A 25,447-nucleotide genomic window follows, 5' to 3' on the forward strand; every position below is an offset into this window, starting at 1 on the left:
GTTAAAATATTTAAATACTTACCTTCAACTTATCCAAAACCTGTTCCTTTTCCATTTTCCAAAGTACTGACAGCTCAGTAATCACTTTATCTGAAAATAAAACATTTATATCCCCATCACCAAATCTTTCCTGATGCACTTTAAAACTTTTAACAGCTTCTTCTAAAGGCACATCGCATACAACCTCAACTGTACTATGATCTATATGCAGAAAGTCTTTTGCAAAAGTATTTACTGCAGATTGAATAGTATCAATTCCAATTCCTTCATCAGGATGAAAAATTTCGATATAGGAAGGCTTTACACCTTTTTCATTTTTAGGAGCCTCAAAATCTACTTCGAAAAAGTCTTCATCTTCTCTCTCATCATAACAAAACCAATAATTGCAAACCTCTCCAGATAAATGCCTCTGTACTATATCTCTAAATTCTATTTCATTCTCGTCATCCACCAAATCTTCCAAAACAGCCCGCAAATATGATTTTGTACACAAGCAAAGTCTTCCGATTTTCTCATGAGATTCGTCGAATAATGTTAAATCCTCCCAGCCCGTCTTTTCGTTAAGACCATAAATTCCCCACCAAAGATTTTCAGATTCTGTTCTTACAATAATTTTATTTTCAGCCATTTCAATTTAGTTAAAGCTATCCATGTGCAAATCCTGTAATCTTCGCTTCATCAAAATCGAGCTGCATTTCAATAGTTCTCATGACATGATCATCAAAAATCTTTTCGCGTTTCATGCGGTGAAGCTCATTTCGCTGTGCCTGAATAATCTGTCGCATAACATCTTTATTTTCACTCATTGCCGTTACATAATCTCCGGTAGAAGCCATGCATTGGGCTTTATCCGCCATCATCATCATTTCGTTTTCCAGTTTATGCTTCTGATGTTTGACTAAGCTATTGGTTTCTGCCAAATCTGAAAAATCATTCTGCAGCTTATGCAAAGCGGTTTCTTTAAGCTTTCTCATTAAAATCACTTCCTGCTTTTCTTCCGGAAGCTCACTTCCTGCATCGGTAATCTTTAATAACTTGAGAATCGGTGTCAATAATAATCCCTGCCCTACTAAGGTAATCAATATAATAACGAATGTTACGAACAAAATGATATTTCTATGCGGAAATGCTTCACCATTCGGTAAAAATGCAGGAATGGAAAGAGCTGCAGCTAAGGAAACCACTCCTCTCATTGCGGCAAAACTGATAATAAAAGGTTCCCGCCAATCGGGTTTAGGAACTTTTTCACATAATTCTTTAGAACAAAGTCTTGGAAAATACATTAAGGCATAACTGTACAAAATTCTCGTTCCGATAATAGCGCCCCCGATTACAACGCTATAGAAAATCCCTTCCGAAATCGTATAATCTTTCATTGCTGCTACAACAACCGGTAATTCTAAGCCGATTAAAATAAAAATAATCGTATTCATTAAAAATATCAGGACACTCCAGACATTTCCCGACTGAATTCTTGAAGTATGACTTAAGTAACAATGCGAATTGTAAGACATTAACAAACCTCCCACAACAACCGCCAATACACCTGAAAAGTGAAAATGTTCAGCTCCGATATACATAATGTAAGGAACAATTAATGTAATAATGGTGTCGATATTTGAGTTGGAAGGAATTAATTTTAATAATTTGCCAAAAAGAAGCCCGACTCCCGCGCCTATTGCAATTCCCCCGATAGCCATCATGAAAAAATCCTGAACAGCTTCTCTGAAAATAAACTGCCCTGAGATTACGGCTGCCAAGGCAAATTTAAATACAATTAAACTCGATGCATCGTTAATAAGGCTCTCCCCTTCCAAAATGGTTGTGATTTTCTTTGGAATTTTCATGTGTTTTAAAACCGATGTTGCGGCTACGGCGTCCGGCGGAGAATTTACTCCTCCCAGTAAGAATCCCATCGCCACCGTTAGCCCCGGAATAATCGATGAAGAAAGGTATGCTACCACAATGGAGGTTAAAAATACCAAACCGAACGCCATTGAAAAAATCTGCTTTCTCCACTTATGAAAATCCTGCCACGAGGTAAACCACGCTGCTTCAAATAAAATCGGCGGAAGGAAAATTAAAAATACCAAATCGGGTTCTATTTCGATACGTGGCATTCCCGGAATGAGACTTATGAGGAGCCCTGCAATAACCAGAAAGATAGGATAAGCCACTTTCAGCTTCTGCCCGATCATTACCAGAATCATCACAGACAATAACACCGCAATGGATATGGTGACGTAATTATGAATCATTATTAATTTTTTTTGAAATACTAAACTATTTAAATTTTGAATAATAATTTTTCGTCTTGTGTTTTTATGTTTATTTATAACTAGTTTTTGATCAATGCAGCCCTTTCATTAAAATCAAAAACATTCAAATCATATTCCTCAAGAATTCTAATCGTTCCCGGTTCGTCTTTCAGACCCACTTCACTATCGTCAGCCAGATATATTTTTCCGTCATCAAAAACAATGTCATAATACGGATCGCCCGGTTCATCGGGTTTCGTAAATGGTATAAGCGTTCTTATTTTGTACTTATCTGAAAATATTTTACCCAAATAAAATTCTCTCTCTTTATGATTAGCATCAGGAGTTCTATAGACTGATATCTTAAAATTAAACTCCTCACACCCAAAACCATCTCCTGTATTAAAGAAAATATGATGGGTATTATCAAAATCTAATTCCTCAGGCATGTCATTATTAAAATCCCAATAAAAGACAGTCAGTGCAGGAAAAGTTTCAGATAACGTATTTGAAATCTGCTCATTGTCTAATGATTGATCAAAATAAATATCTTCCATGACTCTATTAATAAGGAATAATAAAAAAGTTTACAGCACAATATTATTTTTTGCGGTAATAGGTGGCGGCAGATTATCTTCATCCAGCATATCGCGCATATCAATTTCAATCGTTCTGCTGATCTGGGTTATCGGAACGTCATTCGCGCTTCCTTCAAAAGGGTTTACAGAAGATTCGCCCACACTATCCAATGTATGGAAACACCAGGTCACCAATAATGAAAACGGAATATTGAACCAAAGCGTCAACCCTTCAATAACAGTCCCTTCACCTAATTTATCGAATTCTTTCAATAATCCGAAAGGCACAAAAACAATAAACAGCAACAGCAAATAAGTGGTGATAGAAGAAAAATTTCTGGGATATGGAAAATTTTTAATCCTTTCCGCTCTTCCCTGATAGTCTGTAAATTTTATTAACTGCTGATTGATCTGTGTCCACTGAAAATCGTTAATTTCTCCGTTTCTGTAAGCTTCCGACAACTCTTTGCTCTGGCTTGCCATCAGCTGAGTTGCCCTGTTTTTCTTACTTAAAATATATTGCAGTTCATGATCAGAAAGATAATTTCTCAGTTCATCATCCAGATTTAAAAGCTTTTCGGAAATATCATACTTTTCAGCATATTCTTTAAACTGTGCCGTGTTCATATTCTCCCATGCCCTTGGTTCGCGAAGCTGAAACCGCAATGCCGTTAACCATGCATAATGACGAAGAAACATCTCTTTAACCTTCTTCGGGTTTCGTTCTGAAAGAGAATCCCTCAACACATATCCGAAACTTCGGCTGTCATTAATAATAGATCCGTAAATCTGTCTTGCTTCCCAAAGCCGACTGTAGCTGGCATTGTTTTTAAAACCTACAATAAAAGCCACTGCAGTTCCCATGATAGCGATAGGCTGCCACGGAAAAGAAAGGAATTTCCATCCCAAAAAGTACAGCAATGTAGGAATTGCGGACAAAGTTGCCAGACAATAAATACTTCTTCTCGTCCAGACAATAAATTCTATTGCTCCAAATTTTTTCCCTGCATGCATAAGTGTTTAAGATTTTTAGTTTTTATTTATTTTCATTACTCTTTTGTGAACGGAATATTGTTGTAAAAGCCAATCTGAACCTGCCCGCGGTTTCTGTTTTCTTGAATCTGATTCATGTAGCCCGCTTCGATTCTCATATTCTTATTTATAACATATCCTAAGGCTCCATACACACGGTTTCTGTCGAAAGTCGGGCTGTTTAAATGAAGAAAAATCTCATTATATACCGATCCGTAAAAGGTTTTAGGCAACATTTCTTTATTATTGATCGGAATATTCAATCCTAAAAAATAGCGGAACCTCATCCTGAAATCATCCTGCAAAAAGCGCTCTTCCAGGCGGTAACGGTGCTGAAGGTAAAAACGACCGAATTTTTGCTTTGTAATATACTGCTGGAAAATACGGTGCTCTATGTTTTCAGTTTTTTCTCCGTTTACATAAGGCTGGCTTAGAATAAATCCGTATCCCAACAAAATATTATTATTGTTTTCCGACAGATCGTATCCTATTCCTGTACGTATCAGCAGCTGTTCCAGATCTCCGACCGCATCAAAATTCCGGTACTGGATTTCATTATGAAAATTCAGTTTTTTACTTATTTTATTATTTCCGAAATACATATACCAGGCTCCCAAATCATTTTTCTGAGCTTTGACTATTGTTGTTGCTGCCAAAAAAGCACCTAATGTTACCTTTGTAAAAATTCCCCTCATCGTTTATTACTATTATCTATCGTTTTCAACAAATTTAATATTTTAAATCAATAATAACAAACTATAAACTCTTTTGAAAAATCAATCCTATGTGTGAATTGCTTTTTAGTTTTATTTCAAACATTGGCTATTTAGCAAACCTGATAACCAATTTACTAAATATTTTCAATCTCAACGTTAAGAATTTTATTTAAACATTAAAGGCTTTAAGAAATTATTTGGGGATTGAGGATTGAGGATTGAGAAATTTATAAATTGATTTTAATAAGTTTATTAAATGAGAACTCTTAAGTTTTTTAAATTCAATTACATAAAAAACCGACAGAGTTTGCCGGTTTATATAATTTTATTTGAATAGTAATTTTAATTTGCCTGTCCGATTTCCAGTTTATCGAATTTTCCTTCCTTATTCAAACTGAATTTAAAATAGGTCTTAAAATCGCCCCAGCTTTCCGTATGAAATTCTCCGTAAATATCTTTTCCTTCGTTTTCAATCTTCTCTATTGACATAAATTTTTCGTGCCCGCAAGCTTCTTTTACAAACTTTTTGAAATCTCTTGGACTTCCGTCATCGTATAATTTTACATCTGATGTAAAATAAGAAGTGAAAACTTCCGCATTGCCATTTTGCCATGCTTCAAAAGCATTTTTTACCGTTTCGTTTAATTTTGATATATCCATTATATTTTTTGTTTTTTCCTGACTCTGAGTTATTTTTTTTGAATCATTTTTCTGTGCACATGCTGAAAACACAGAAAATATTATCAGTAAGTATAAAAGCTTCCTCATTGGAACGGATGTTTAAGGTAAATTATAACAAGATTTAAAATAATAAAAGGAAACTCAATAAATGCACCATTCAGATCTCCGTGAAAAAGTTCGAGGCACATAATGAGTAAAATAGTTCCCGCCATCAGAAAATTTCCCCATACAAACGTCTGCGGAATGACGATCATCACTGCGCTTAATAACGTAAATATACCTAAAACCGTAATTGCTGTATTATTCAGGCCCAACTTGCCAAGCATCTGAAGCATTTCAGGCTTTCTTGAAACCATTGCCCAGCCTTGCTTAATGCCCATGTAAACCGCAAAAAGAATTAATGCGGCATTAATAATTTTTAAAATCATGTGTATGTTTTTTTAGGTTTAAATAATAACGAAATCAGCAGAATTTCAATTCCTAATTAATCAAATTTAAATATTTTTTACTTTCAAAATGCACAAAAAATAAAACTGACGAAAATTCCGCCAGTTTTGTAAGTTAATTTTTAAAATGATCCGTGATAAACTATGGATGCTGCTGCATTTTTGCAGGATCATCATAATTTACCATCCAATTAATTCCGAATTTATCCGTAAACATTCCGAAATAAGCTCCCCAGAAAGTATCAGCCATCGGCATCGTTACCATTCCGCCTTCAGAAAGACCGTTGAATAATTTATCTGCTTCCTCTTTAGATTCTGTATTGATAGAAATTGCAATATTGTTTCCCTGTTTGAAGTGAGATGCCCACTCGCCGCCGGTATCACTACCCATCAGGATGGTTTCTTTGGATATCGGAAGAGAAACGTGCATGATTTTATCTTTATCTTCTTCGGGAGTTTCTTTCTCTTCCACCGGAGGCATTTCCCCGAAAGTTCCTATATAAGGATATTCTCCACCGAAAACGGATTTGTAAAAGTCGAAAGCTTCTCTGCAATTTCCGTTGAATGTTAAATAAGCGTTTACTGATGCCATAATTTGATTATTTTTTAGAGTGTAGAGTTTTATTTTTATCTGTGCTGATCAATTAAAATCATATTTCCATCAGGATCTTTCAGATAGATATGTTCCGGCCCTGAAGTCGATTCATCAGCTTCTTTCTGAATTTCGACACCCTGTTCTTTTAAACGCTTCTGGATATCGCGTACATCATCAAAAGACTCCAGATTCTGGGCATTCTGATCCCATCCCGGGTTGAACGTCAACATATTGCCATCAAACATCGCCTTGAAGAGACCAATAATGTGGTCTCCGTTTTTCATGATCAGATAATTATGCTCCATGTTTCCTCCCATTTCTGTGAAACCTAATTTTTCATAAAAATCTTTTGATTTCTGAAGGTCTTTTACACTTAAACTTACTGAAAATGCGCCTAATTTCATATCATATTCTTATTTAAAGCTAATTTATATCCTGCCAAAACCAATCCCCAAACAGCGATTCCGAGAACCCAGAACCAAGCCGGGGTCGGAAGCATGATCATATTATAAATCGTGAAAAACAGAAAGATAATTCCGCATGATACAGCAGCGACAGGTGTATTATTATTTGCAATTTTCGTAGAAACAAACCCCGAAATAAGAGCTCCCAAAGCATATCCGAGAATCACCATAAATTTTCCCATGAAAGGTAAATTTTCAACATAAGCTTTAAAACCTTCCAGATCATCCGGCCGTAAGCCTGCAGGATACGGATACATCGAATGACCCAAGATTTCCATCAGCCAGATCCCGATGGAACCAACAATGATGCCCGCGATAACCGCTAAAACTGTTCTAATCATTTTTATTGATTTTTTATGCGGGTTTTAAAATCCAATGTCCCGTCATAGCTTTTCCAGTCGCCGATAAACTCGATGTACTCTGATTCTACTTTTTCAGAATCTTTATTCCATTTGAAAGTATAAATAAACTTCCCTTTAAAAAGCCCGGAATGTTTTCCTTTATTTTCTTCTGCCAGTTCGTATTCCCCGAAAACCCTTCCTTTCTTTTTGGCATCCTTGTACTTGGTAATACTTAGTTTTCCTTCAAATTTCGTGTAGTTTTTATCTACGAGCGTGTATCCTGAAACAAAATATTCCTGATCATTCTTACGGTTCTGTTCAGAAATACTGATCTTCAGCTTAATCTCCTGATTTTTGTCCCCGATGGTTCCGGTGTACGCTTTGCTGTTATTCAGCCAGACATCGGAAATGTTCGGCATTTGTGCCAATATAAAATTGGAAGCCAGAACGAGGAAGAATAGAATTTTTTTCATATTTGCAGTTTTAAAATATTAAACTCCGAATTGTGCCAGATGATGGTTTAAGTGTTTTGCAAACATATTATTCCATTCCTGAGATTTTAATTTCCCGAAAGAAAAAGATTCTTTTCCATCGAAGGCAGAAGCTCCCAATTGCTGTGTTTTTTGGATAAACCCGATCAGTCTCTTTTTTTCCTCTTCAAAGTTTTTTCTGTCTGCGATAATGAACTGAGGTGCAGTCGGCCCATTTTGTGTATAAGCTTTATCACCCACCACTTTAGGCTTTACAAATGACTTTAATATAAATTTTGCAATTGTCCCCGGTTTTTTGTGCTTCTCCGGTTCATAAACCATTTCATAAGATACATTACAGTGCGCCAGCATCTGATCAACCGTCATTTTACCCCACAGACCTTGTGTCTCGGAAGTAAGCTTATTAATTCTATCAATGTAATTCTGAGCATCTTTTGTATCAAATACGTTTTCCATAGCTTATTTAAATGTTAAAAAACAAATATATCAGTTTTTCTTTTATATAATAAATTTGAGAACCAATAGTTATCTTTTATTTTTAATTTTATCCATAATCGTTTTGGAAAAACGGTCAGCACCAAAACTAAAAAAGGTTTTAGGCAACATTTCTTCCAACTGAGGGATTTCATATTTTGAAATTAAAAAATCTGCAAGAATATTTTCATCTTCTTCAGAACCATGCCACTTCGTTTTTGTTTTTACCGCAGTTAAAAAGCTTCGTTTATTTGTTGAAAACATCTTTTCAGCATATCGATTTATAACGGAGGTGGGGATGCTATCATTGATGACTTCCAGCATTTTTTTATAGTTCTTTTCGTAATCAAGAATTGCGAAATAAAGTTCTGTATTTTCCGGATCACTATAAAAACTTCCTCTTAAGGTAGACAAAATTCTGGTTCTTAATTTTTTAACACCTTCATCATCAACATCATTTTCTACAATAAAAATATAGTTTTCAATAGATGGGTTTTCCCAAAACTTCATTCTTTTAATATAAGCCAGATCTGCGATACTGCTTCTTTCCTTGTATATTTTTTCAAGCACGTTATAATAAGGAAGATTATATTTATCGTTCGTATTTGTTTTAATAATTGCCTTACATACTTTTTCTGCCTCATTTTCATCTAATTTTAAAATCTCTCCGATTACTTTGAGATTATAGTTATTTTCATAACGTTCTATCGGAAAATATTTTTGCAGCTCTTCAAAAAAATCATTTTCAGCAATTATTTCCAGCAAATCTTCTTTAAAAGATGTTCTAAGTTCAAAATCATTTTTCATCCAGAACAGAATTTGCTTTCTGATTAATTCTGAGATATACCTTTTTTTAATTTTATCACCTGAATGATAAAGTTCTTTGATAAAATAATAAAATTGAAACGGTATTGATTCTTCCCCTTTTAGAAAGATGTTCCAGTTGTATGTTGCAATTTCTTTCCATTGTTCAAAATCTTTAATAGAATTAAGATGAGCAACAAATCTTTCCCTGAATTTTTGAAGAAAAGTATCAAACCTTGTACTTGAGAAAAAAGTCTTCATCTGATAGTTTGTTATTTCTTCATTGAGAAACAAAAACTTCATAATACTTTCTTGCTTATCAGTATTCTGAAAAAGGTACTGCTCTACCGGTTCCAAAGCTTTGGTAAGAAGATCTATAATCTTTTTTACATCCTGCGCTGTAAGATTTCTTTTTTTTCCCACTACGGAATGAGTAGTATTATTGATGATTTCAGTAATTTCAGCATTTGTGAAATTTTTCTTTTTTTCACCAAATTCTAACATGAAAAGGGCTTCCGCTTCTTTATTCTTTTTAAAAAAAGTTAACAGCCAATTTTTCAAATCTTCCGAGCTGAGATTGTCCATCACCACTTCGGTTTCGGAGATTTTCTTTTTTACTGTTTTTTTTGATTTTTTATTTTCTTGCGTATTCTCTGCCGTAAACAAAGCCATTGCAAGAAGATGGAGACAAAAATCTTTGCTTCCGCAATCACATGAGCATTCTGTAATTTCGGATTTAGGATTCAGAGTGATTTGAACGTCATAGGATTCATTTTCCTCATCAACAAAGCAGACATAAAAATTCTTTTTTTCTTCTTCCCATTACCTTAAAGATAATTTTTTCGCTTTATTGATTTTCTGTTTTGAAAATTGGTTTTCTAAATCCAATAATGTATACATTAATTCTTTTTTTCCAAAGATAAAAAAACCGTTCTACAAAAGTAAAACGGCTTTAGTTATAATAAAATTATCTTTGAACAGCCTTCTTCATGGCATCCGGACGAAGGACTCTGTAACGGACTTCCATATCTTTCGGAACATAGAAAACCAGTGGTAATTTGCTGTTGTATCTCACCGTTTCCGGTTGAAGATAAACAAATTTCTGAGTCAGTTTCTGATCCGGGCAAGCCATTAATGTTCCTCCTGTTTCACCTTTTGATTCTATTTCATAATAATTGTAGCCCCATCCCTGAAGATCCTGAGTATTTATTTTTCCGATTAAAAAATGTTTATTGCAATCCAGCATTTTTTCTGCTCCAACAAAGAATTCTACTTTAAGATCATTTTCATTTTTAGCAATCGGAAGCTGAATATATACTTGTTTAAATCCTTCTTTTGCTTTCGGGAACATTTCAATCTGTAATTTTTCAAACTTTTCAGCCTTCTTTTGAGCGAAAGCATTTACCCCTGCTAACATGATTACCCCCGCAATAATTGTTTTCGAAAATTTCATAATTTTTGTATTTTAATTTTACAAATCCCTTAAAGCCAAAAATCGTTCCAAACTAAACAATTGTTTAATTTTTAAATTTATTTTTTACGCCTTTAAATTTAAAATTCACTTAAAATATAGCGAATTCCTACGCTGATCTCACAAAAAAACTGCAATAATTTCTTACTGCAGTTTTTGTTTATTAATAAATTCATTGTTCTGAAATCATTACATTCGTTCCTTTCGTATGCACATTCATTTGCGGAGCGTAATAATTCTGGATCGTCGTAATTCCGTTGGAGAATTTCCCGGATGCATTGGCAACATAATCATATTCAAACACATATTTACCTTTCGGCATGTATTGAATATAGAAGTTGGTAGACGCATCTTTTGTCGATTGATAATAGCCTAAATTATTTTTCCACTGATAACCCGAAAGCACATCCATCGGTTCAAAACCAGCCGCTCTCATGTCTTTGATATGAATAAACTCCATCGGACGGTCGGTGTTCAGAATCATTCTTACCGTTACTTTATCACCCACTTTTAATGGAGTTTCAGGAGTAATTTTCTGCAATTCTTCACCATTGACCGTTTTGATCTTTTTGTACAGTTCTTTAGTGACCGAAATATAATTTTCTGAAGATTTAATTTTATCCAAATCTTCATAATATTGCCAGAACAAGCCTCCCTGAACAATTCCTGCCCCCGGTTTTGTTACGGTAACAGTTGCTAAATTTTTATCTAAAACATCAGTTTTAACCGTCGATTTCACATAACCCGTTGCCTGTGTTTGTGGCTGCAATTCTTTTCCGCCCCAAATAATAGTTACTTTATCACTTTCCGCACTCGTCCAGGATTTTCCTGAATTTAAAATCGTGAAAATAACTTCCGAAGTTCCTCTTGAGCTTCCCCACGAGTTCACTTCTTTTTGGGTGATCAGCCAGATTTTCATGTCTTCAATGAATTTCTGATCGTTTGGTTTCAACTTGTTAAATGCTTCTAAAGCTCCCGCCTGATTGACCACTTTCGAGCTGAACCATCCCCAGTCATCAAGGTTCTGTTTCCAATAAACGCCCTGTGTTTTTGAATCTACAGAAGTTTCTTTTAAATAATTCAATAATTTATCCGATACCTCTTTTAAACCATAATCGCTCATCAATAAAGCAGCACGATGCAATCCGAAGAAAGTAAAGTCAGTTAATTTTGCTGTTTTTGATTTCTGTTTAACCAAAGATTTTAAAGAAGCTCCTTTTCCTTTTAACGGATATTCTTTTTCCCAGTAATTTCTTGTATCCAGATAATCTAATGACCAGTTTGTCCAGATATTTTCTTTTTTAACATCGTAATATTTGTCGATTTCACTGTCAACATATCCGATCAGTTTTTTTACCAATTCTTTCTGTTCTGAATTTTGATACTCTTTCACATTATCTTTCAGCCAGGAATTGATTTTTCCTAAATTTTTCAGAATGTACAATGACGTTGAATACGAACTCGGATACCCTTGATACCATGAAAAACCACCATCCGGATTCTGGAGTTTCTTCAAATCATCCCAATCCTGACTGAGCGAATTTTTCATCGTATTGGCATCAAATAACAAGGCTAATTTCTGCATCTGTTCACCTTCGTTTTTACTTTCTAAAATCCACGGCGTTTCATCTAAAAGCAACTGTTTCAATTCCTGATTTTTTTCAAGATTTGAATTTAATAATCCTTTATTTTGATATTCTTCAAAAACAGTTTTCATTTTTGGATTAGCCTTAAAAATTTCAGAAGCTAAAACATCGGCAAACCATTTATTGAAGATCACATCTGCAGAATTATTCTGGTCGTTTTTCAGGCTTGGAAGCGCAAACATAATTTCCCAAATCGGATTCGTCGTTAATTCTAGAGTATTAGAAACATTCGAAATCGTCGTAGAATTGGCATTTTTAAGATTTTCCAATTCAAAAGTTTTAGTTTCTCCTTCTTTCACAAAAACAGGAACCGCATCGGTTACGAGCATTCTGTTCGGAAGAACCGCAACAGCTTTTTGTTCACCATCAGAATATTGTCCGGCTTTTGCAATGACTTTTAAGATGATAGACGAAACATTATCGGGAACCTTTATTTTCCAGGTCAACGCTGAATTTCCGTTTTCGTCTAATGAAAAAGCTTGTTCTTTATTATAACCTGAAACTGCAGTTAATGTGCTTAATCCAAATTTCTCTGAAATATCTTCATTCGTCAATGCATCAAGAATTTGCAATTGAGCAGAACCATTCAGTTTTTTGCTGGTTAAATTGGATAGTTTTGACTGTAAATTCAGTTCGTCACCTTCTCTTAAAAATCTAGGATAATTTGGCGTAACTGAAAATTCTTTCTGAGTTACTACTTCTTTTTCCAAAGTTGCCGCTCTTGCATCTTTTGTGTGAGCGAGGAACATCAATTTCCATTTCGTCAATGCTTCCGGAGAGGTAAATTCGAAGCTTACATTTCCTTCGGAATCGGTTTTTAAATCGGGATAGAAAAAGGCGGTTTCGTTTAGGTTTTGACGGACTGCTATTTTTTCGAAAGGTTCATCATCTTTATCTAAAACACCGTCCCCGTTCGTTCCTTCATAAACAACATCGGTATATTCTTTCTTTTCCTGCTGTGTGAGTTGTCTTCCTGAATTCAAAATATCAATGGCTGCATCATTCACTCTTACAGATTCTAACCTCATTCTTGGAGACCCCTCATTTTTTGCTGCGGCCATTGGGGCTGGTACTGCATTATTAATAATCTGAATTTTATTCTCCAAATATTCTTGGTAAGGTGTTAGTTCATTATCAAACCAATCAAATTGTGGAACTTCTACATATTTTCCATTAAAATATTTCAATCTTTTCTGATAATAAGCGGTAAGAAGATTTTGGCTGAAATCGTACGATGTTATTGAAACATATGGAACATAAAGTTTTTCCCAATTAAATTTATTGACTGCGAACTGATCCAAAGACATATCGTACATATTCGCCAAAACTTCCGCACTGATCTTTTCCTTATCATTTCCTAACACTTTTACTGACCATTTTTCCTTCGAATTCGGTTCTAATTTATCTCTGAAAGTTACCGTTTCTATTCTCAGCGGCTGATCTGTATCTTTTATTTTTATATTGACAGAACTTGTCTGAACATCGTTAAATGCTACAATCTGGAATTGCAAATTTAAAGTTGTCACACTTTTATCTTTAGGGATTTCTGCAGTATATTCCAAAACTCCGTTTTTCAACGGATGAACTTCAGAAATTGTTTTTCCCGATCCGTTTTGGATAAATACATTCACCAAAGCATCCGGAATTGCAGAATACACATAAATTTTTGCTTTTTCGCCCCTCGAACATTCATTTTTAGGTTCAATAACGGTTAAGAATGGTTTTTGATCCGGTTTCAAAGAATTTTTATTCCAGACACTGAAATTCTGTAAAGTTTTGATCGTATCTTTTCCTTCAATATTGTATAATTCCAGTTCATAATCTCCTGCCTCAAGTTTTCCCAGATCCAATTCAGTGGAAGATTGTTGAGTTTTGTCGGAAAGAACTTTTTTAGCTTTCGATCTCTCTAAATCATCTTTATCAAAATAATCATGAGGAAATTTACTGATGAATTCTGCTTTTGAAAACTTTGGTAGATACTGAATCGCTGTTTCAAAATTGCTTCGGAAAATTCTGTCGGAAGATTCAATTTTTGACAATTTTACCTGATAAGATTTCTTAAGAATTTGCTCGTTGTAATTTTTTGTTTCAACTTTTAGTTTTACATTTTCGTCGGCAAAAACATTTTTAATTTCATCGGCTTTGATATAATGGGAAACCGAAGCTACTTTTAATTCTGTATTGCCGGTCTGTGTTTCGCCGTTAATATCCGTAACCGAAGCATTTATTTCATAATTATCAACCTGAATTCCATCTAATTTTTCATCTTTTTTAAGATCAAGCTTAATGGTAAATTCACCTTTTTCATTCGTCTTCGCTTCTCCTAAAATCGAGTTTTCATTATCATTTTCAGGAGAATACCACCAAAAATATTTCCATCGGATGTTGTGTTTTTTAATTTCATAACTTACTGTTGTATTGCTTAAAGCTACTCCCGAAAACATCATCGCTTTACCTTTCAGCTCGATGGTTTGTCCGTATTTGTATTCTTCTTTTACAGGATCGAAAGTAACCTCGAATTTCGGGCGTTTATATTCCTCAACTGTGATATTTCTATACCCTTGATTGCCGTCTGTTCTTAAAGAAAATGATCCGTTCAGCTTTCCTTTTGGCAGGATAAAACTTCCGTGGTAAGAACCAAATTCATTGGTTGTAAAATCCTGAGAAGAAACTTCCTGGCCATTGGTATCCAGCAAGGTTATTTTTTGCTTTAATCCTGAAATAACAGATTCGGTTTCTTTAGCTAATTTTGTATTAATTACTTTAAAATAAACCGTTTGCCCCGGTCTGTAGATCGCTCTGTCTGTAAAAATTTGAGCTTTTGACTGATCTTCTTTATTAGCGTTATAATTATCAGAAATAGTATTTCCATACACATTCATGATCTGGAAATCGTTTGTTTTTGACTGTTTAATTAAGAAAGATCTGTAGTATTCCTTACTTTCCGTTGTTGGTAGCTTGAAAACGCCTTTTTCATCTGTTTTTCCTTCAACTTTATTTAATAATTTACCGGAAGTGTATTCGTAAAAAGTAAGATTTTCATGAAGTAATGGTTTTCCATTCTCATTATTCACTAATTTTAACTCATTTAACAGCTGGTTCCTATCCGTTTTCGACTGATAAATTATTTTATTATCAGCTACTAAAAAATAAAAATCTTTTTCGGCATCCGCATCTTTTGCATTTATTCCTACTACAGAATATTCTGCGAGATAAATTCCCGACGGAAGCGGCTTGATTTCTAAAGAAGTTTTATGAGTCTGATAATCTTTAGGATCATTCAATTGATAGGCTTCTTTTCTTACCAGATTTTTTTTTACCTTGTCAAACATATTCGAGTAAGGATTTCTTGCATACTGCATAAACGATGCAAGATCTTCTTTGACTTCATAAATATTGATGGAAAATGCAGAAACATTTCTATACTCCGCCACAAAATGAATCGGAAGATTACTTTGAGTCTGCTGCTCATATTTTATGTTCAGACTCGGATTAATGATTCCGTTCTCTTTACTTTTAATATTTTCAAGAAAAGGAGAATTCGGATATTGCTTTTTGGCCTGATCTGCGATGGTAAGAGCCTCTTTTTCTCTCTTTTTAGAAATCAATTCGTTCATGATCTGCTCCATAATCAGAACCTTATAATCTCCTTCAACATTAGATTTCACCAAATTCTGCAATTGTTCCAATTTATCTTTACAATGATTAAAATTGCAATTTTCCTGCAATTTTTCATTCATAAAATACAATCTGGAATTCCCGTTGTTTTGAGCAATCAACTCATCAAAGATTGCATTAGTCTTAATACGGTTTTCTGCAAGCTCATTCTGAGTGAAAAGTCCATTATCTGACAAAAAATTAACTTTTCTCAGTAAATACCAATCCAGTAAAGTCGGGAAATAAGCAATATCTTTTGTATTAGAAAAAATATCCTTGTATTTACTCAACGTTATTTTTTTCATATCAGCTTTTTGCTGATCGAGCTCCTGAAAGTTTTTATTCAGATAATTTTTAAAATCAAGCTTGCTCCATGTTTCAATTTGTGAAACATCCTGAGAATTTGTATTTGTTCTGCCATCAATTTTCCACGAATTCTGATTGTAGTAATCAATAAAAAAAGTAGTTAATAAGACTTTAAACATTATTTTTTCATCACCTTTCAAATCTTTTTCCGCATTTTGTAGTTTACCGAAAAATTTTGAAGCAGAATTGTTCTGGTCGTCATCACTTGTTGTATCCAGAATACTAAATTCGCCTTTCAAAGCGATAATCAGCTGTACCATATTATTTTCTTTCATCGCCTGTTTCTGTATCTCTAAAATTATAGGAAGATTAGATTTATAAGTCCCTTTTTGTGAATTTGAAGCTATTTTTTTCCATTGCTCGTCGTAGTATTTTTGAGCATATAATTTTCCGCAAATGCTTATGCAAAAAATTATGACTAAAAACTTGATATATTTCATTATATTAAATGTGTTTATTTTTTTATTTCTATTGTATCACCTTTTGTTCTGGCATTCATCTGAGGAGCATAATAATTCTGCAGTGTTGCAAATCCGCTTGAGAAGTTCCCCGAAGCATTGCATACCAAATCGTATTCAAATACATACTTTCCTTTCGGCATATAAGAAATGTAGAAGTTGGTAGACGCATCTTTTGTTGTCTGATAATATCCCAAATTATTCTTCCATTGATATCCTGAAAGCACGTCTACAGGCTCCAATCCTGCTGCTCTCATGTCTTTCAGATGAACATATTGCATTGGGCGGTCTGTATCAAGAATCATTCTTACAGTCACCATATCCCCAACATTTAACGGGCTGTTTTCTGTAATTTTCACTAATTCTTCACCGTTGTCCGTTTTTATTTTTTTATAAAATTCTCTGGTTATGGCAATATAAGTTTCTGTAGATTTTACTTTGCTCAGATCATCATAATATTGCCAAAATAATCCTCCCTGTACAATTCCAGGACCCGGTTTTGTAACGGTAACTTCACCTAAATTTGTATCAATTTTGTCAGATTTTATAACCTGCTTCAGATATCCTGTAGTTTTTGTTTGTGTAGAAATTTCTTTTCCACTCCAAATTACAGTGACTTTATCTGCTTCCGGCGTTGTCCATGATTTCCCTGAGTTCATCAAAATGTAAATAATTTCGGCTGTTGTTCTGGAATTTCCCCAAGAATTGGTTTCTTTTTGCGTTGCCAGCCAAACCTTTGTTTCTTCAATAAAATTAACATCATTCGGAGTTATTTTGTTTAGAGCTTCAATGGCTCCCGCATGATTTACGGCTTTGGATTCGTACCATCCCCAATCGTTCAGATTTTTCTTCCAATATGCCCCTTGAGTTTCTGATGATACAGATGTTTCTTTTAAATAATTAATTAATTTCTGTGACGGAACTTTTAAACTATAACTATCCAAAATAAGTGCCGCTCTGTGAATTCCATAGAAGGTAAGATCTGTTACTTTAAACTTATTTGCACGATCGATAATAATTTGCTTCAATCTTGCTCCTTTTTTGTCCAGAGGATATTCTTTTTCCCAATAACGTCTTGTGTCCAAATAATCCAAAGCAAAATTGCTCCAAGGATTATCTTCCTCTTCTTTCCAATAAATTTCCAATTCTGTATCGATATAATTAATCAATCTGGAAACCATTGCTTTCTGTCCCGTCAACTGATATTCCGACATTCCGCCTTTCAGCCATTCGTTCATTTTTCCTAAATTTTTAAGAATATATAATGAAACGGAATAATTGCTTTTATACCCCGGAAGCCAGGGAAAACCGCCATCACCATTCTGATAATGCAACAAAATATCCCAATCCGAATTGATTGAATTTTTCATTGCATTTACATCAAAAAGTCTTGCTACTTTATTCATTGTTTCCCCTTCAGATTGCGACTGTAAAACCCAAGGTGTTTCTTCCAAAAGGACCTGTTTAAGTTCCTGATTTTTCTCTAAATTACTTTTTAGAAGATCCGCAGATTTGTATTCATCAAAAACGGCTTTCATTCTTGGGTTTGCTTTAAAAATCTCAGTTCCGACAATGTCTGCAAACCAGGTATTGAAACGAGAATCCGAACTGATATTAAGATTATCACTCAGGTCAGGAAGTGCGAAAAGAATTTCCCAAATAGGATTGGTTTTCAGTTCCAATGTATTGCTGAAATTAATCGCAGTTGACGAAACATCATGTGTTAAATTATCTATTTTAAATGTTTTCGTCTGCCCTTCTTTCACAAAAACCGGAACGGTATCCGTTAAAAGCATTGTATTGGATAAAACTGCAACCGGAATCTGTTCACCATCAGAATATTTTCCTGATTTGGCAATCACTTTTATAATAATTGAATTGACTTTATGATAAGGCGTTTTTATTTTCCAGCTCAGAACAGAATTTCCTGTTTGTTTTACTTCAAAATCTTTAACCGAAGATGTAATTCCGAAAAGAGAAGTAATATCTTCATTATTTTCAGTATTTAAAATTTGTAAAGATGCCGAACCTTTAAGAGCTTTTGAAGTAAGATTTGAAATTTTAGCCTGAAAATCCAATTCATCTCCTTCACGCAAAAATCTTGGATAATTAGGAGTTACAGAAAGTTTTTTCTGCGTAATAATTTCCTGTTCCAAAGTTGCTGTTCTCACATCTTTTGTATGTGCAAGGAACATTAATTTCCACTTTGTCAAAGCTTCCGGGGTCGTAAATTCAAAGCTTACATTTCCGTTAGCATCTGTTTTTAGGTCAGGATAGAAAAATGCAGTTTCATTTAAATTCTGACGGGCTTTTACCTCATCCAGATTTTCTTTCTTATCACTTGGCTTTTTAATATCATCTTTATCCAGAACTCCATCGCCGTCTGTATCCGGATATTTTGCAAAACGATTCCTAGGCCCTTTATAGCTGCTTTCAACTTCTGCTGCGACCATTTTTTTAGCTTTAGGACATCCGTTATATTCTGGAGTTCCGGGAACCGTAGGACATGCATCATTTCTATCATCTACACCATCACCATCCGTATCTGTTGTTAAGCCATATTTCGTCAGCAAATCGTACAAAACATTTTCATCAAACCAATTAAATGTCGGCAGATTAATACCTTTCGTTGCAAGATATTTGACCGGTTTAGCCCAATATTCTGTTACGATGAAATTATCAATATTAAAATCTTTCAAAACGTTTGGCGGATAGTAAATTTTTGACCATTTATAAGTATTTACAGCAAATTTATCCAAAGATTTATCATACATATTCGCCAAAACCTCAGCAATCACTTTTTCTTTATTTTTACCCGTGATTTTTACACTCCATTTTTCTTTGGAATTCGGTTCCAACTTATCTCGAAAAGTCGTTAATTCTATTTTCAGAGGATCTTCATCTTTTTTTACATAGATATCTACATATTGGTTCTGAACATCATTATAATGCGCCACTACAAACTGAACATTATACTTTACAACATCTTTATTTTGAGAAACCGGGAAGGTGAAGGTAGCAATTCCGTTGACAAACTTTTTCTTCTCAAACTTCGGATTTCCGTTTCCATCTTGCAGATAAATATTTGCTGTAGCATCGGGAATTGCAGAATAGGCATAAACCGTTACCGAAGAACCTCTTTGTACTTCATTTCTAGGGACAACAACTTTCAAAAACGGATATTGATTTTTGCCTAAACTTTTTTTACTCCAAACACTGAAATCCTGTTCTGCTTTGATAGAATCTTTACCTTCAATATTATAAATGAGTAATCTGTACGTTCCCGCTTCTAATTTTCCGAGATTTAATTCTTTCCCTTTTTCTGTACGATCATTAATAACGGTTTTTAAAGTTTCCCAATATTTCTGATCTTCGAATTTATCATATCGGTCATGAGGAAATTTGCTTAAAAATTCTTCTTTTGAAAACTTGGGAAGATCCTGAACATTATTCTGAAAATTATTTCTCAATACTCTTTCAGGCTGTTTAAGCTGAATTAATTTTACTTTATAACTTTTATCTAAAGCAATCCCGTTGTAATTGAATGTTGATACTTTTACTTTTACATCATTCTCAGCGGCAGTTTCTTTAATCTGTTCAGCCTCTAAATAATGAGATACAGAAGCTACATTTACATCTATTGTGGCTGATTGTGTTTCTCCATTAATATCTGTAACAGTGGCTTTTATTGTATAACCGTCAATTTGAATTCCTTCTTTGGTTTCGTCTTTTTTAAGATCAATTTTAATAGTAAATTCACCTTTATCATTGGTTTCAACTTTTCCTAAAATCGGATTATAATTATTATAAACATCCTGATACCACCAAAAATACCGCTGACGAATATTTTCTCTTTTAATATCATAATTTACAACTGCATTACTCAGAGGAATTCCTGAAAAAGTAAGAACTTTTCCTTTCAGTTCTATTGTTTCGCCATATTTGTAGTCATTTTTAATGGTGTCAAAAAGAATTTCAAATTTTGGACGTTTATATTCTTCTACAGAAAAATATTTATTACCACTAAAATTCCTGTTGTTATATGTTCCTGAAACACTTAGGCTGAACTGTCCGTTCATCTTATCTTTTGGAAGCACAAAAGTTCCGTTATAAGATCCGAATGAATTTGTTTTTAGTTTTTGGGTAGCAACAACCTGCCTGTTGGCATCATACAACGTGATATCCTGCTCATTGTCTACTACTAACCCATCCCGTTTTTTTTCATAATCTGGATATGTAGAAATGACTTTGAAGTGAACCGTTTGCCCTGGTCTGTAAATTTGTCTGTCTAAAAAAATCTGACTGAGAGGATACTCGTTTCTATAATTTCCATCCCAGTCGTAGTAATTGTTTAAAAGATTAAAATCATTAGAGCCTGGCTCATAAAGCAGCTCCATTTGGCTATAATAATTATTTTTGGGGGCAAATTTCGCAAAATTGTCCGTTTTAATGAGAATCTCGGTTTCACTCGTATTCAGATAGTCCTTGAAATCATATTGCAGCAATTTCGTATTAGGCTTTATTTCTCCGTTTTCCCTTGAAACAAGAATATAATTCTTATTTTGATCATAAATAACTCTTGAAGAAGTCACAATAAACAAAAATTTAGAAATATCTTCACCATTGATATACTCCACAATATAAAGTCCTTTTGGAAGCGGATTCATTGCCAAAGAAGTCGAATATGTTTTGTAATCCTTTTTGTTGGGCAGAGAAAAAATGTCTGTACGAACGAGTGTTTTCTCTATTTTGTCGTAATAATCTTTATAATAAAGATTTTCTAAATATTGAAGGCTTTTCTTAAAATCATTCACCTGATAAATCTTAACTGTAAAATTATCCGCATTCTTGTGTTTAGCAATAATATGGATGGGCTTTTCAGGCAGATTATGAACATCATAAGTTAATTGTACAGTTGGTGCTTTTATTATATTTTCCTGATAAATAATATTGCTTAAAAATTTAGAATCCGGATATTCCGATTTCATCTTATCAATTAATTGTACCGATTCTATAAACTTTGATTTTCCATTAAAAAAATCCACTACATTTCTGGAGATCAATATTTTATAATCTCCTTTCACAGATGAATTGAGTAAAGAAATCTGCTTATTCACAAAGTCTTCTCTATCAGTTCCGGAGTTTTCAAAGATCAGTTTCTGATGCTGAAAATATAATTTCGGATTATTATCATTAGAATTAATTAGATCTTGATATAGATTTGAAATAACGGATTTATTAGCTTTTAATTCATTTTCGGTAAAAATGTTACTGTTTTTCAAAAAATCAATGTTTTTCTTTACCTTCCAATCATACAAAGTAGGAAAAAACTCAAAATCACTTTCTGTTTTAAATATATCCTTATACTTTTCAAGACCGATTTTCTTTAATCTTGAATCAATTGACGAAAGTTCTTCGAATCTTTGAGTATAAAAGTTTTTAAAATCAAGCTTTGTCCATGATTCTATTCTTGAGACTTTTGTGTCACTAAGATTTGTCCTTTTTAAAATTTCCCATCTTTTAGTATCAAAATAATTTTCAAAAAATTCAATCTCCAATACTTTAAAAAGCAAAAGCTCATCATTACTCAGTTTTTTTTCGGTGTCTTGAATTTTTGTAAAAAAAGCAGATGCATAGTCATTTTTAGGATCATCTTTGGTTTCTTTATAGATCGCAAATTCTGCTTTCAGAGAACGGATAAGCTGTGACGCATTTTTTTCTCTGATAGCAGTGTTTTGAATATCCAAAATAATTGGTAAACTGGATTTGAAATCTCCATTGCTGTATCCTTCTGCAATTTTTTTCCATTGATCCTCGTAATAGTTCTGAGCATAAAAAAGACCATAAGAAAAAAATAAAAATAACAAAACACATTTGCAGATGTTTTTCATAGGTATTAATTTTGATAAATGAATTCTTTAAAAATACTGAAAAAATCCGTTATCGACAGCCAACTTTACGTATCGTTAACAGGAACTTTATTTGCAGTATTTTTCATGCTGGAGCAAAATACATTCCGCTATCCTACTGTCTTTCTCATTTTTATAACGTATTTCAGCGGTTATCTTTATACGAAATATCAGAAAACAAAACATTTTTTTAAAATTTTAATTTTAAATGCAGTTGCAGGAATTATCTGTGCATTTTTAATTATTCATAATCATAATGAAATACGGCTGATAAAATGGTTTGTCATTGTAGTTTTAGGATTATTGTATAACAGCTTTTTTCTTGATGTGTATATCCGAAAAATCCCTTTGCTGAAAGTGTTTTATGTAGGTTTGGTTTGGGGATTGATGAATTGCTGGCTCACACTTCCTGAGTTTGATGTTCCTATATTTTTAATAAGTTTTTTCTTTATTACCGCTTTGGTTTTACCGTTTGACATTCGCGATATGAAAGTGGATACAGTGAAAACATTCCCAACGATCATTGGTGTTCAAAACACGAAATATATTGCTTATTTATTGGTTTTTGTCAGTAATGTTCTTTCCGCTTTTTATCTGGATTTAAATTATTCAATTGCTTTTTTTCTTTCAGGCATTATCACCTATTTTTTAATTTATTTCTCTGAAAATGAGAGAAGTGATGCCTATTTTTCTTTCGGTGTTGAAACTTGCTCTGCACTTCCTTTTTTATTTTTACTAATAATGAAGTATTTTTGACGAATGATTATCAAAAAGCTTTCCCTGTACAATTTCAAAAACCATTCTGAGAAAAAATTTGAGTTTTCGCCGCAAATCAATTGTTTTGTGGGAAACAACGGCGTGGGAAAGACCAACATTCTGGATGCGCTTCATTATCTTTCGGTCGGAAAAAGTTTTTTGGGAAATACAGATCTGAACAACATCAAAACGGATGAAGATTTTTTCACGATTGATGCTGAAGTTCAAAACGATGACAGTGAAGATAATATTAAAATTCTTCAGCCTAAAGAAGCAAAAAAAGTCATTAAAAAAAATGACAAAAGCTATGATCGAATGGCAGATCATATCGGATATTTGCCCAGTGTGATGATTTCCCCGTATGATTCCAACCTAATTTCAGATTCGGGAGAAAGTCGGAGAAAGTTTCTGGATTCTATGATTTCCCAGACCGATTCGGGATATTTATTTGATCTGATTCAGTATCAGAAAACGATTCAACAGAGAAATGCATTATTAAAATATTTCGCCAAAAACAGAGTTTGGGATAAAGATTCCCTGGAAATCTATGATGATCCTATTATAAAATTCGGAACTAAAATTTTTAATAAGAGAAGGGATTTTGTTGAAAAACTAAATCCGATCGTACAGAATTTTTACCAGATTATTTCCGGCGGAAAGGAAACGGTTTCCGTTATTTATGAATCTCATTTACTGGAAGATAATTTTGAAAATTTACTGAAGGAAAGTTTAGAAAAAGACAGAATGCTGACCTATACTTCAAAAGGAATTCATAAAGATGACCTTTTATTTGAAATGAATTCTGTTTTAATCAAGAAAATTGGTTCACAAGGACAGCAAAAGTCATTTTTAATTTCATTAAAATTAGCTCAGATGAGCCTGATCAAGGAGTTAACCAACAAAACACCGGTTCTTTTATTGGATGACATTTTTGACAAGCTGGATGACAGCCGTGTTTCACAGTTGATCGAGCTGGTGAATCAGGAAAACTTCGGGCAGATTTTCATTACGGATACGCACAGAGAGCGTACGGAAAATGTTGTGAAGAAAATTAATGAGGAAAGTATTATTTTTGAGATATAATGGTAAGAATATATTTCATATTATCTATTTTATCTTTTGCTTTCTGTTTTAGTCAGAAAAAAATAAAAGTACCTCATGAACCTAAAGTCTTTGACACTTATATTAATCGAGATTTTAAACCAACAGCTTTTAATAATCATATAAAAAAATTCCCTTTTAATAAAACTTCAAAAATAAAGCTTGTTTCTTATAATTTAGATTTTAAGAAAGAACCTATCTATACTCCACCACCCATCGGGGATTCAATAGCTATAAAAAATTATGAAAACAGAAAGTTTCCTGTAAAATTATCCGATATTTTATCCGATGAGAATCTTAACGGAGCACAACAACAAAAGAATTTAAACTTAATAGAGATCAAAGAGTTGTCTAATATTATTTTCAATGAATGTGGTAAATATATGATGGGATTGATTAGTACCAGCGGGTGCTATTTTCCCAGAAATGCCATTCTTTTTTATGATGAAGACGATAAAATTTTCGGCTATCTGGAAATCTGTTTTCAATGTGGAGGTTTTGAATCTGATCCTAAAAATTTATTTGACAATGATTTAGTTTGTGATGACATCTACAATAAACTAGAAAAGTTTTTTAATAAAACAGGGGTCAAAACTCAATATAAAGAAGAAAAATAAGTAATGAAAAGATTGTTATTTTTTATTTGTCTGGTATTATTTTCTGTTTCATTCGGTCAAAAAAAATTTTCGACAAATGAAATGATTAATAGTTTTCCTTTTAATAAGGCAACAACAATAAAAATCATTTCTTATAATGTACAATTCCGCGGCATGGTTCCGTTGCCGCCACCACCGAATATTGCTTCAGACTCTAATGCCTTAAAAAAATGGGAAGAAGCTCAAAAGAAACCCATTGATATTAAGAATATTCATAAACAAAAAAATCTAATTGGTATTGATGAATCAAAAACTCTAAATCTTCCTGAAATTCATCAACTTTACAATACAATTTTCAATACCTGCGGAAAATTCATGGGTGGCAGCGTTATGGGAAACAAATGTTTTTTTCCAAGAAACGCAGTACTTTTCTATGATGAAGACGATAAAGTTTTTGATATTTTTGAAATCTGCTTTGAATGCGACGGTTTAAGATCTTCTACAGAAAGTAGTATTTTCATTAATGATCAGTGCAATAAGTTTTATCCTGAACTGGAAAAATTTTTCCAAAGCAAAGGATTACAAACACAATATACTCAAAAATAAA

At 33.4% G+C, this 25,447-nt stretch carries 20 protein-coding genes and 1 pseudogene; 4 read left to right on the forward strand and 17 right to left on the reverse strand.

Annotated elements, in window-relative coordinates; translation table 11 throughout:
* Positions 1 to 10 precede the first annotated feature (10 nt).
* From BUA89_RS16585 to BUA89_RS16660, 17 genes and pseudogenes are all read right to left on the reverse strand, one after another.
* Complete coding sequence (locus BUA89_RS16585; RefSeq protein ID WP_072960774.1) at positions 11 to 628, reverse strand: hypothetical protein; 618 nt, start codon at positions 626 to 628, stop codon at positions 11 to 13.
* Positions 629 to 644: 16 nt separating this feature from the next.
* The gene (locus BUA89_RS16590; RefSeq protein WP_072960777.1) at positions 645 to 2,258 is read right to left on the reverse strand and encodes a Na+/H+ antiporter; all 1,614 of its coding nucleotides are present in this window, start codon (positions 2,256 to 2,258) and stop codon (positions 645 to 647) included.
* Between the two features lie 80 nt (positions 2,259 to 2,338).
* Positions 2,339 to 2,815: a hypothetical protein gene (locus tag BUA89_RS16595; RefSeq protein WP_072960780.1), complete on the reverse strand. Its 477-nt coding sequence runs from the start codon at positions 2,813 to 2,815 to the stop codon at positions 2,339 to 2,341.
* Positions 2,816 to 2,845: 30 nt separating this feature from the next.
* Positions 2,846 to 3,850: a bestrophin family protein gene (locus tag BUA89_RS16600; protein ID WP_072960784.1), complete on the reverse strand. Its 1,005-nt coding sequence runs from the start codon at positions 3,848 to 3,850 to the stop codon at positions 2,846 to 2,848.
* A gap of 35 nt (positions 3,851 to 3,885) precedes the next feature.
* Positions 3,886 to 4,563: a DUF2490 domain-containing protein gene (locus tag BUA89_RS16605; protein ID WP_072960788.1), complete on the reverse strand. Its 678-nt coding sequence runs from the start codon at positions 4,561 to 4,563 to the stop codon at positions 3,886 to 3,888.
* Between the two features lie 363 nt (positions 4,564 to 4,926).
* On the reverse strand, positions 4,927 to 5,244 hold the full coding sequence (locus BUA89_RS16610) for a hypothetical protein (protein ID WP_083531704.1): 318 nt from the start codon (positions 5,242 to 5,244) through the stop codon (positions 4,927 to 4,929).
* A gap of 104 nt (positions 5,245 to 5,348) precedes the next feature.
* Positions 5,349 to 5,693 (reverse strand): DoxX family protein, encoded by a 345-nt coding sequence (locus BUA89_RS16615; RefSeq protein WP_072960794.1) that lies wholly within the window; start codon positions 5,691 to 5,693, stop codon positions 5,349 to 5,351.
* A gap of 160 nt (positions 5,694 to 5,853) precedes the next feature.
* Positions 5,854 to 6,303: a VOC family protein gene (locus tag BUA89_RS16620; protein ID WP_072960797.1), complete on the reverse strand. Its 450-nt coding sequence runs from the start codon at positions 6,301 to 6,303 to the stop codon at positions 5,854 to 5,856.
* A gap of 35 nt (positions 6,304 to 6,338) precedes the next feature.
* Positions 6,339 to 6,710: a VOC family protein gene (locus BUA89_RS16625; protein ID WP_072960801.1), complete on the reverse strand. Its 372-nt coding sequence runs from the start codon at positions 6,708 to 6,710 to the stop codon at positions 6,339 to 6,341.
* A complete protein-coding gene (locus BUA89_RS16630; RefSeq protein WP_072960804.1) occupies positions 6,707 to 7,111 on the reverse strand; it encodes a hypothetical protein in 405 nt (134 codons plus the stop codon). The genes BUA89_RS16625 and BUA89_RS16630 overlap by 4 nt, the downstream gene beginning before the upstream one ends.
* A 2-nt stretch (positions 7,112 to 7,113) precedes the next feature.
* Positions 7,114 to 7,584 (reverse strand): hypothetical protein, encoded by a 471-nt coding sequence (locus tag BUA89_RS16635; RefSeq protein ID WP_072960807.1) that lies wholly within the window; start codon positions 7,582 to 7,584, stop codon positions 7,114 to 7,116.
* An 18-nt stretch (positions 7,585 to 7,602) separates the two neighbouring features.
* Positions 7,603 to 8,058: a DUF1569 domain-containing protein gene (locus BUA89_RS16640; protein ID WP_072960810.1), complete on the reverse strand. Its 456-nt coding sequence runs from the start codon at positions 8,056 to 8,058 to the stop codon at positions 7,603 to 7,605.
* Positions 8,059 to 8,127: 69 nt separating this feature from the next.
* A complete protein-coding gene (locus tag BUA89_RS16645) occupies positions 8,128 to 9,552 on the reverse strand; it encodes a hypothetical protein (protein WP_072960813.1) in 1,425 nt (474 codons plus the stop codon).
* Positions 9,553 to 9,555: 3 nt separating this feature from the next.
* A pseudogene (locus BUA89_RS23515) lies at positions 9,556 to 9,633 on the reverse strand (SWIM zinc finger family protein); the annotation flags it as partial.
* A gap of 214 nt (positions 9,634 to 9,847) precedes the next feature.
* The gene (gene eco / locus BUA89_RS16650) at positions 9,848 to 10,333 is read right to left on the reverse strand and encodes a serine protease inhibitor ecotin (protein WP_072960817.1); all 486 of its coding nucleotides are present in this window, start codon (positions 10,331 to 10,333) and stop codon (positions 9,848 to 9,850) included.
* A gap of 190 nt (positions 10,334 to 10,523) precedes the next feature.
* Positions 10,524 to 16,460 (reverse strand): alpha-2-macroglobulin family protein, encoded by a 5,937-nt coding sequence (locus BUA89_RS16655; protein ID WP_072960820.1) that lies wholly within the window; start codon positions 16,458 to 16,460, stop codon positions 10,524 to 10,526.
* A 14-nt stretch (positions 16,461 to 16,474) separates the two neighbouring features.
* Positions 16,475 to 22,369: an alpha-2-macroglobulin family protein gene (locus BUA89_RS16660; protein WP_072960823.1), complete on the reverse strand. Its 5,895-nt coding sequence runs from the start codon at positions 22,367 to 22,369 to the stop codon at positions 16,475 to 16,477.
* Between the two features lie 18 nt (positions 22,370 to 22,387).
* On the opposite strand from BUA89_RS16660, the gene BUA89_RS16665 reads away from it, so the two are divergent.
* From BUA89_RS16665 to BUA89_RS16680, 4 genes are all read left to right on the forward strand, one after another.
* Positions 22,388 to 23,143, forward strand: coding sequence for a UbiA prenyltransferase family protein (locus BUA89_RS16665; RefSeq protein WP_072960826.1), 756 nt, complete (start codon positions 22,388 to 22,390; stop codon positions 23,141 to 23,143).
* A 3-nt stretch (positions 23,144 to 23,146) separates the two neighbouring features.
* Positions 23,147 to 24,226 carry a DNA replication/repair protein RecF gene (recF, locus tag BUA89_RS16670; protein ID WP_072960829.1) on the forward strand — a complete coding sequence of 360 codons (1,080 nt, stop codon included), beginning with the start codon at positions 23,147 to 23,149 and terminating at the stop codon, positions 24,224 to 24,226.
* A complete protein-coding gene (locus BUA89_RS16675) occupies positions 24,226 to 24,861 on the forward strand; it encodes a hypothetical protein (protein ID WP_072960833.1) in 636 nt (211 codons plus the stop codon). Before recF ends, BUA89_RS16675 begins: the two co-directional genes overlap by 1 nt.
* Positions 24,862 to 24,942: 81 nt before the next feature.
* Complete coding sequence (locus tag BUA89_RS16680) at positions 24,943 to 25,446, forward strand: hypothetical protein (RefSeq protein WP_143152366.1); 504 nt, start codon at positions 24,943 to 24,945, stop codon at positions 25,444 to 25,446.
* The last annotated feature ends 1 nt before the right edge of the window (position 25,447 follow it).

Origin of the sequence: Chryseobacterium arachidis, assembly GCF_900129245.1 — a bacterium.
GTDB lineage: Bacteria > Bacteroidota > Bacteroidia > Flavobacteriales > Weeksellaceae > Chryseobacterium > Chryseobacterium arachidis.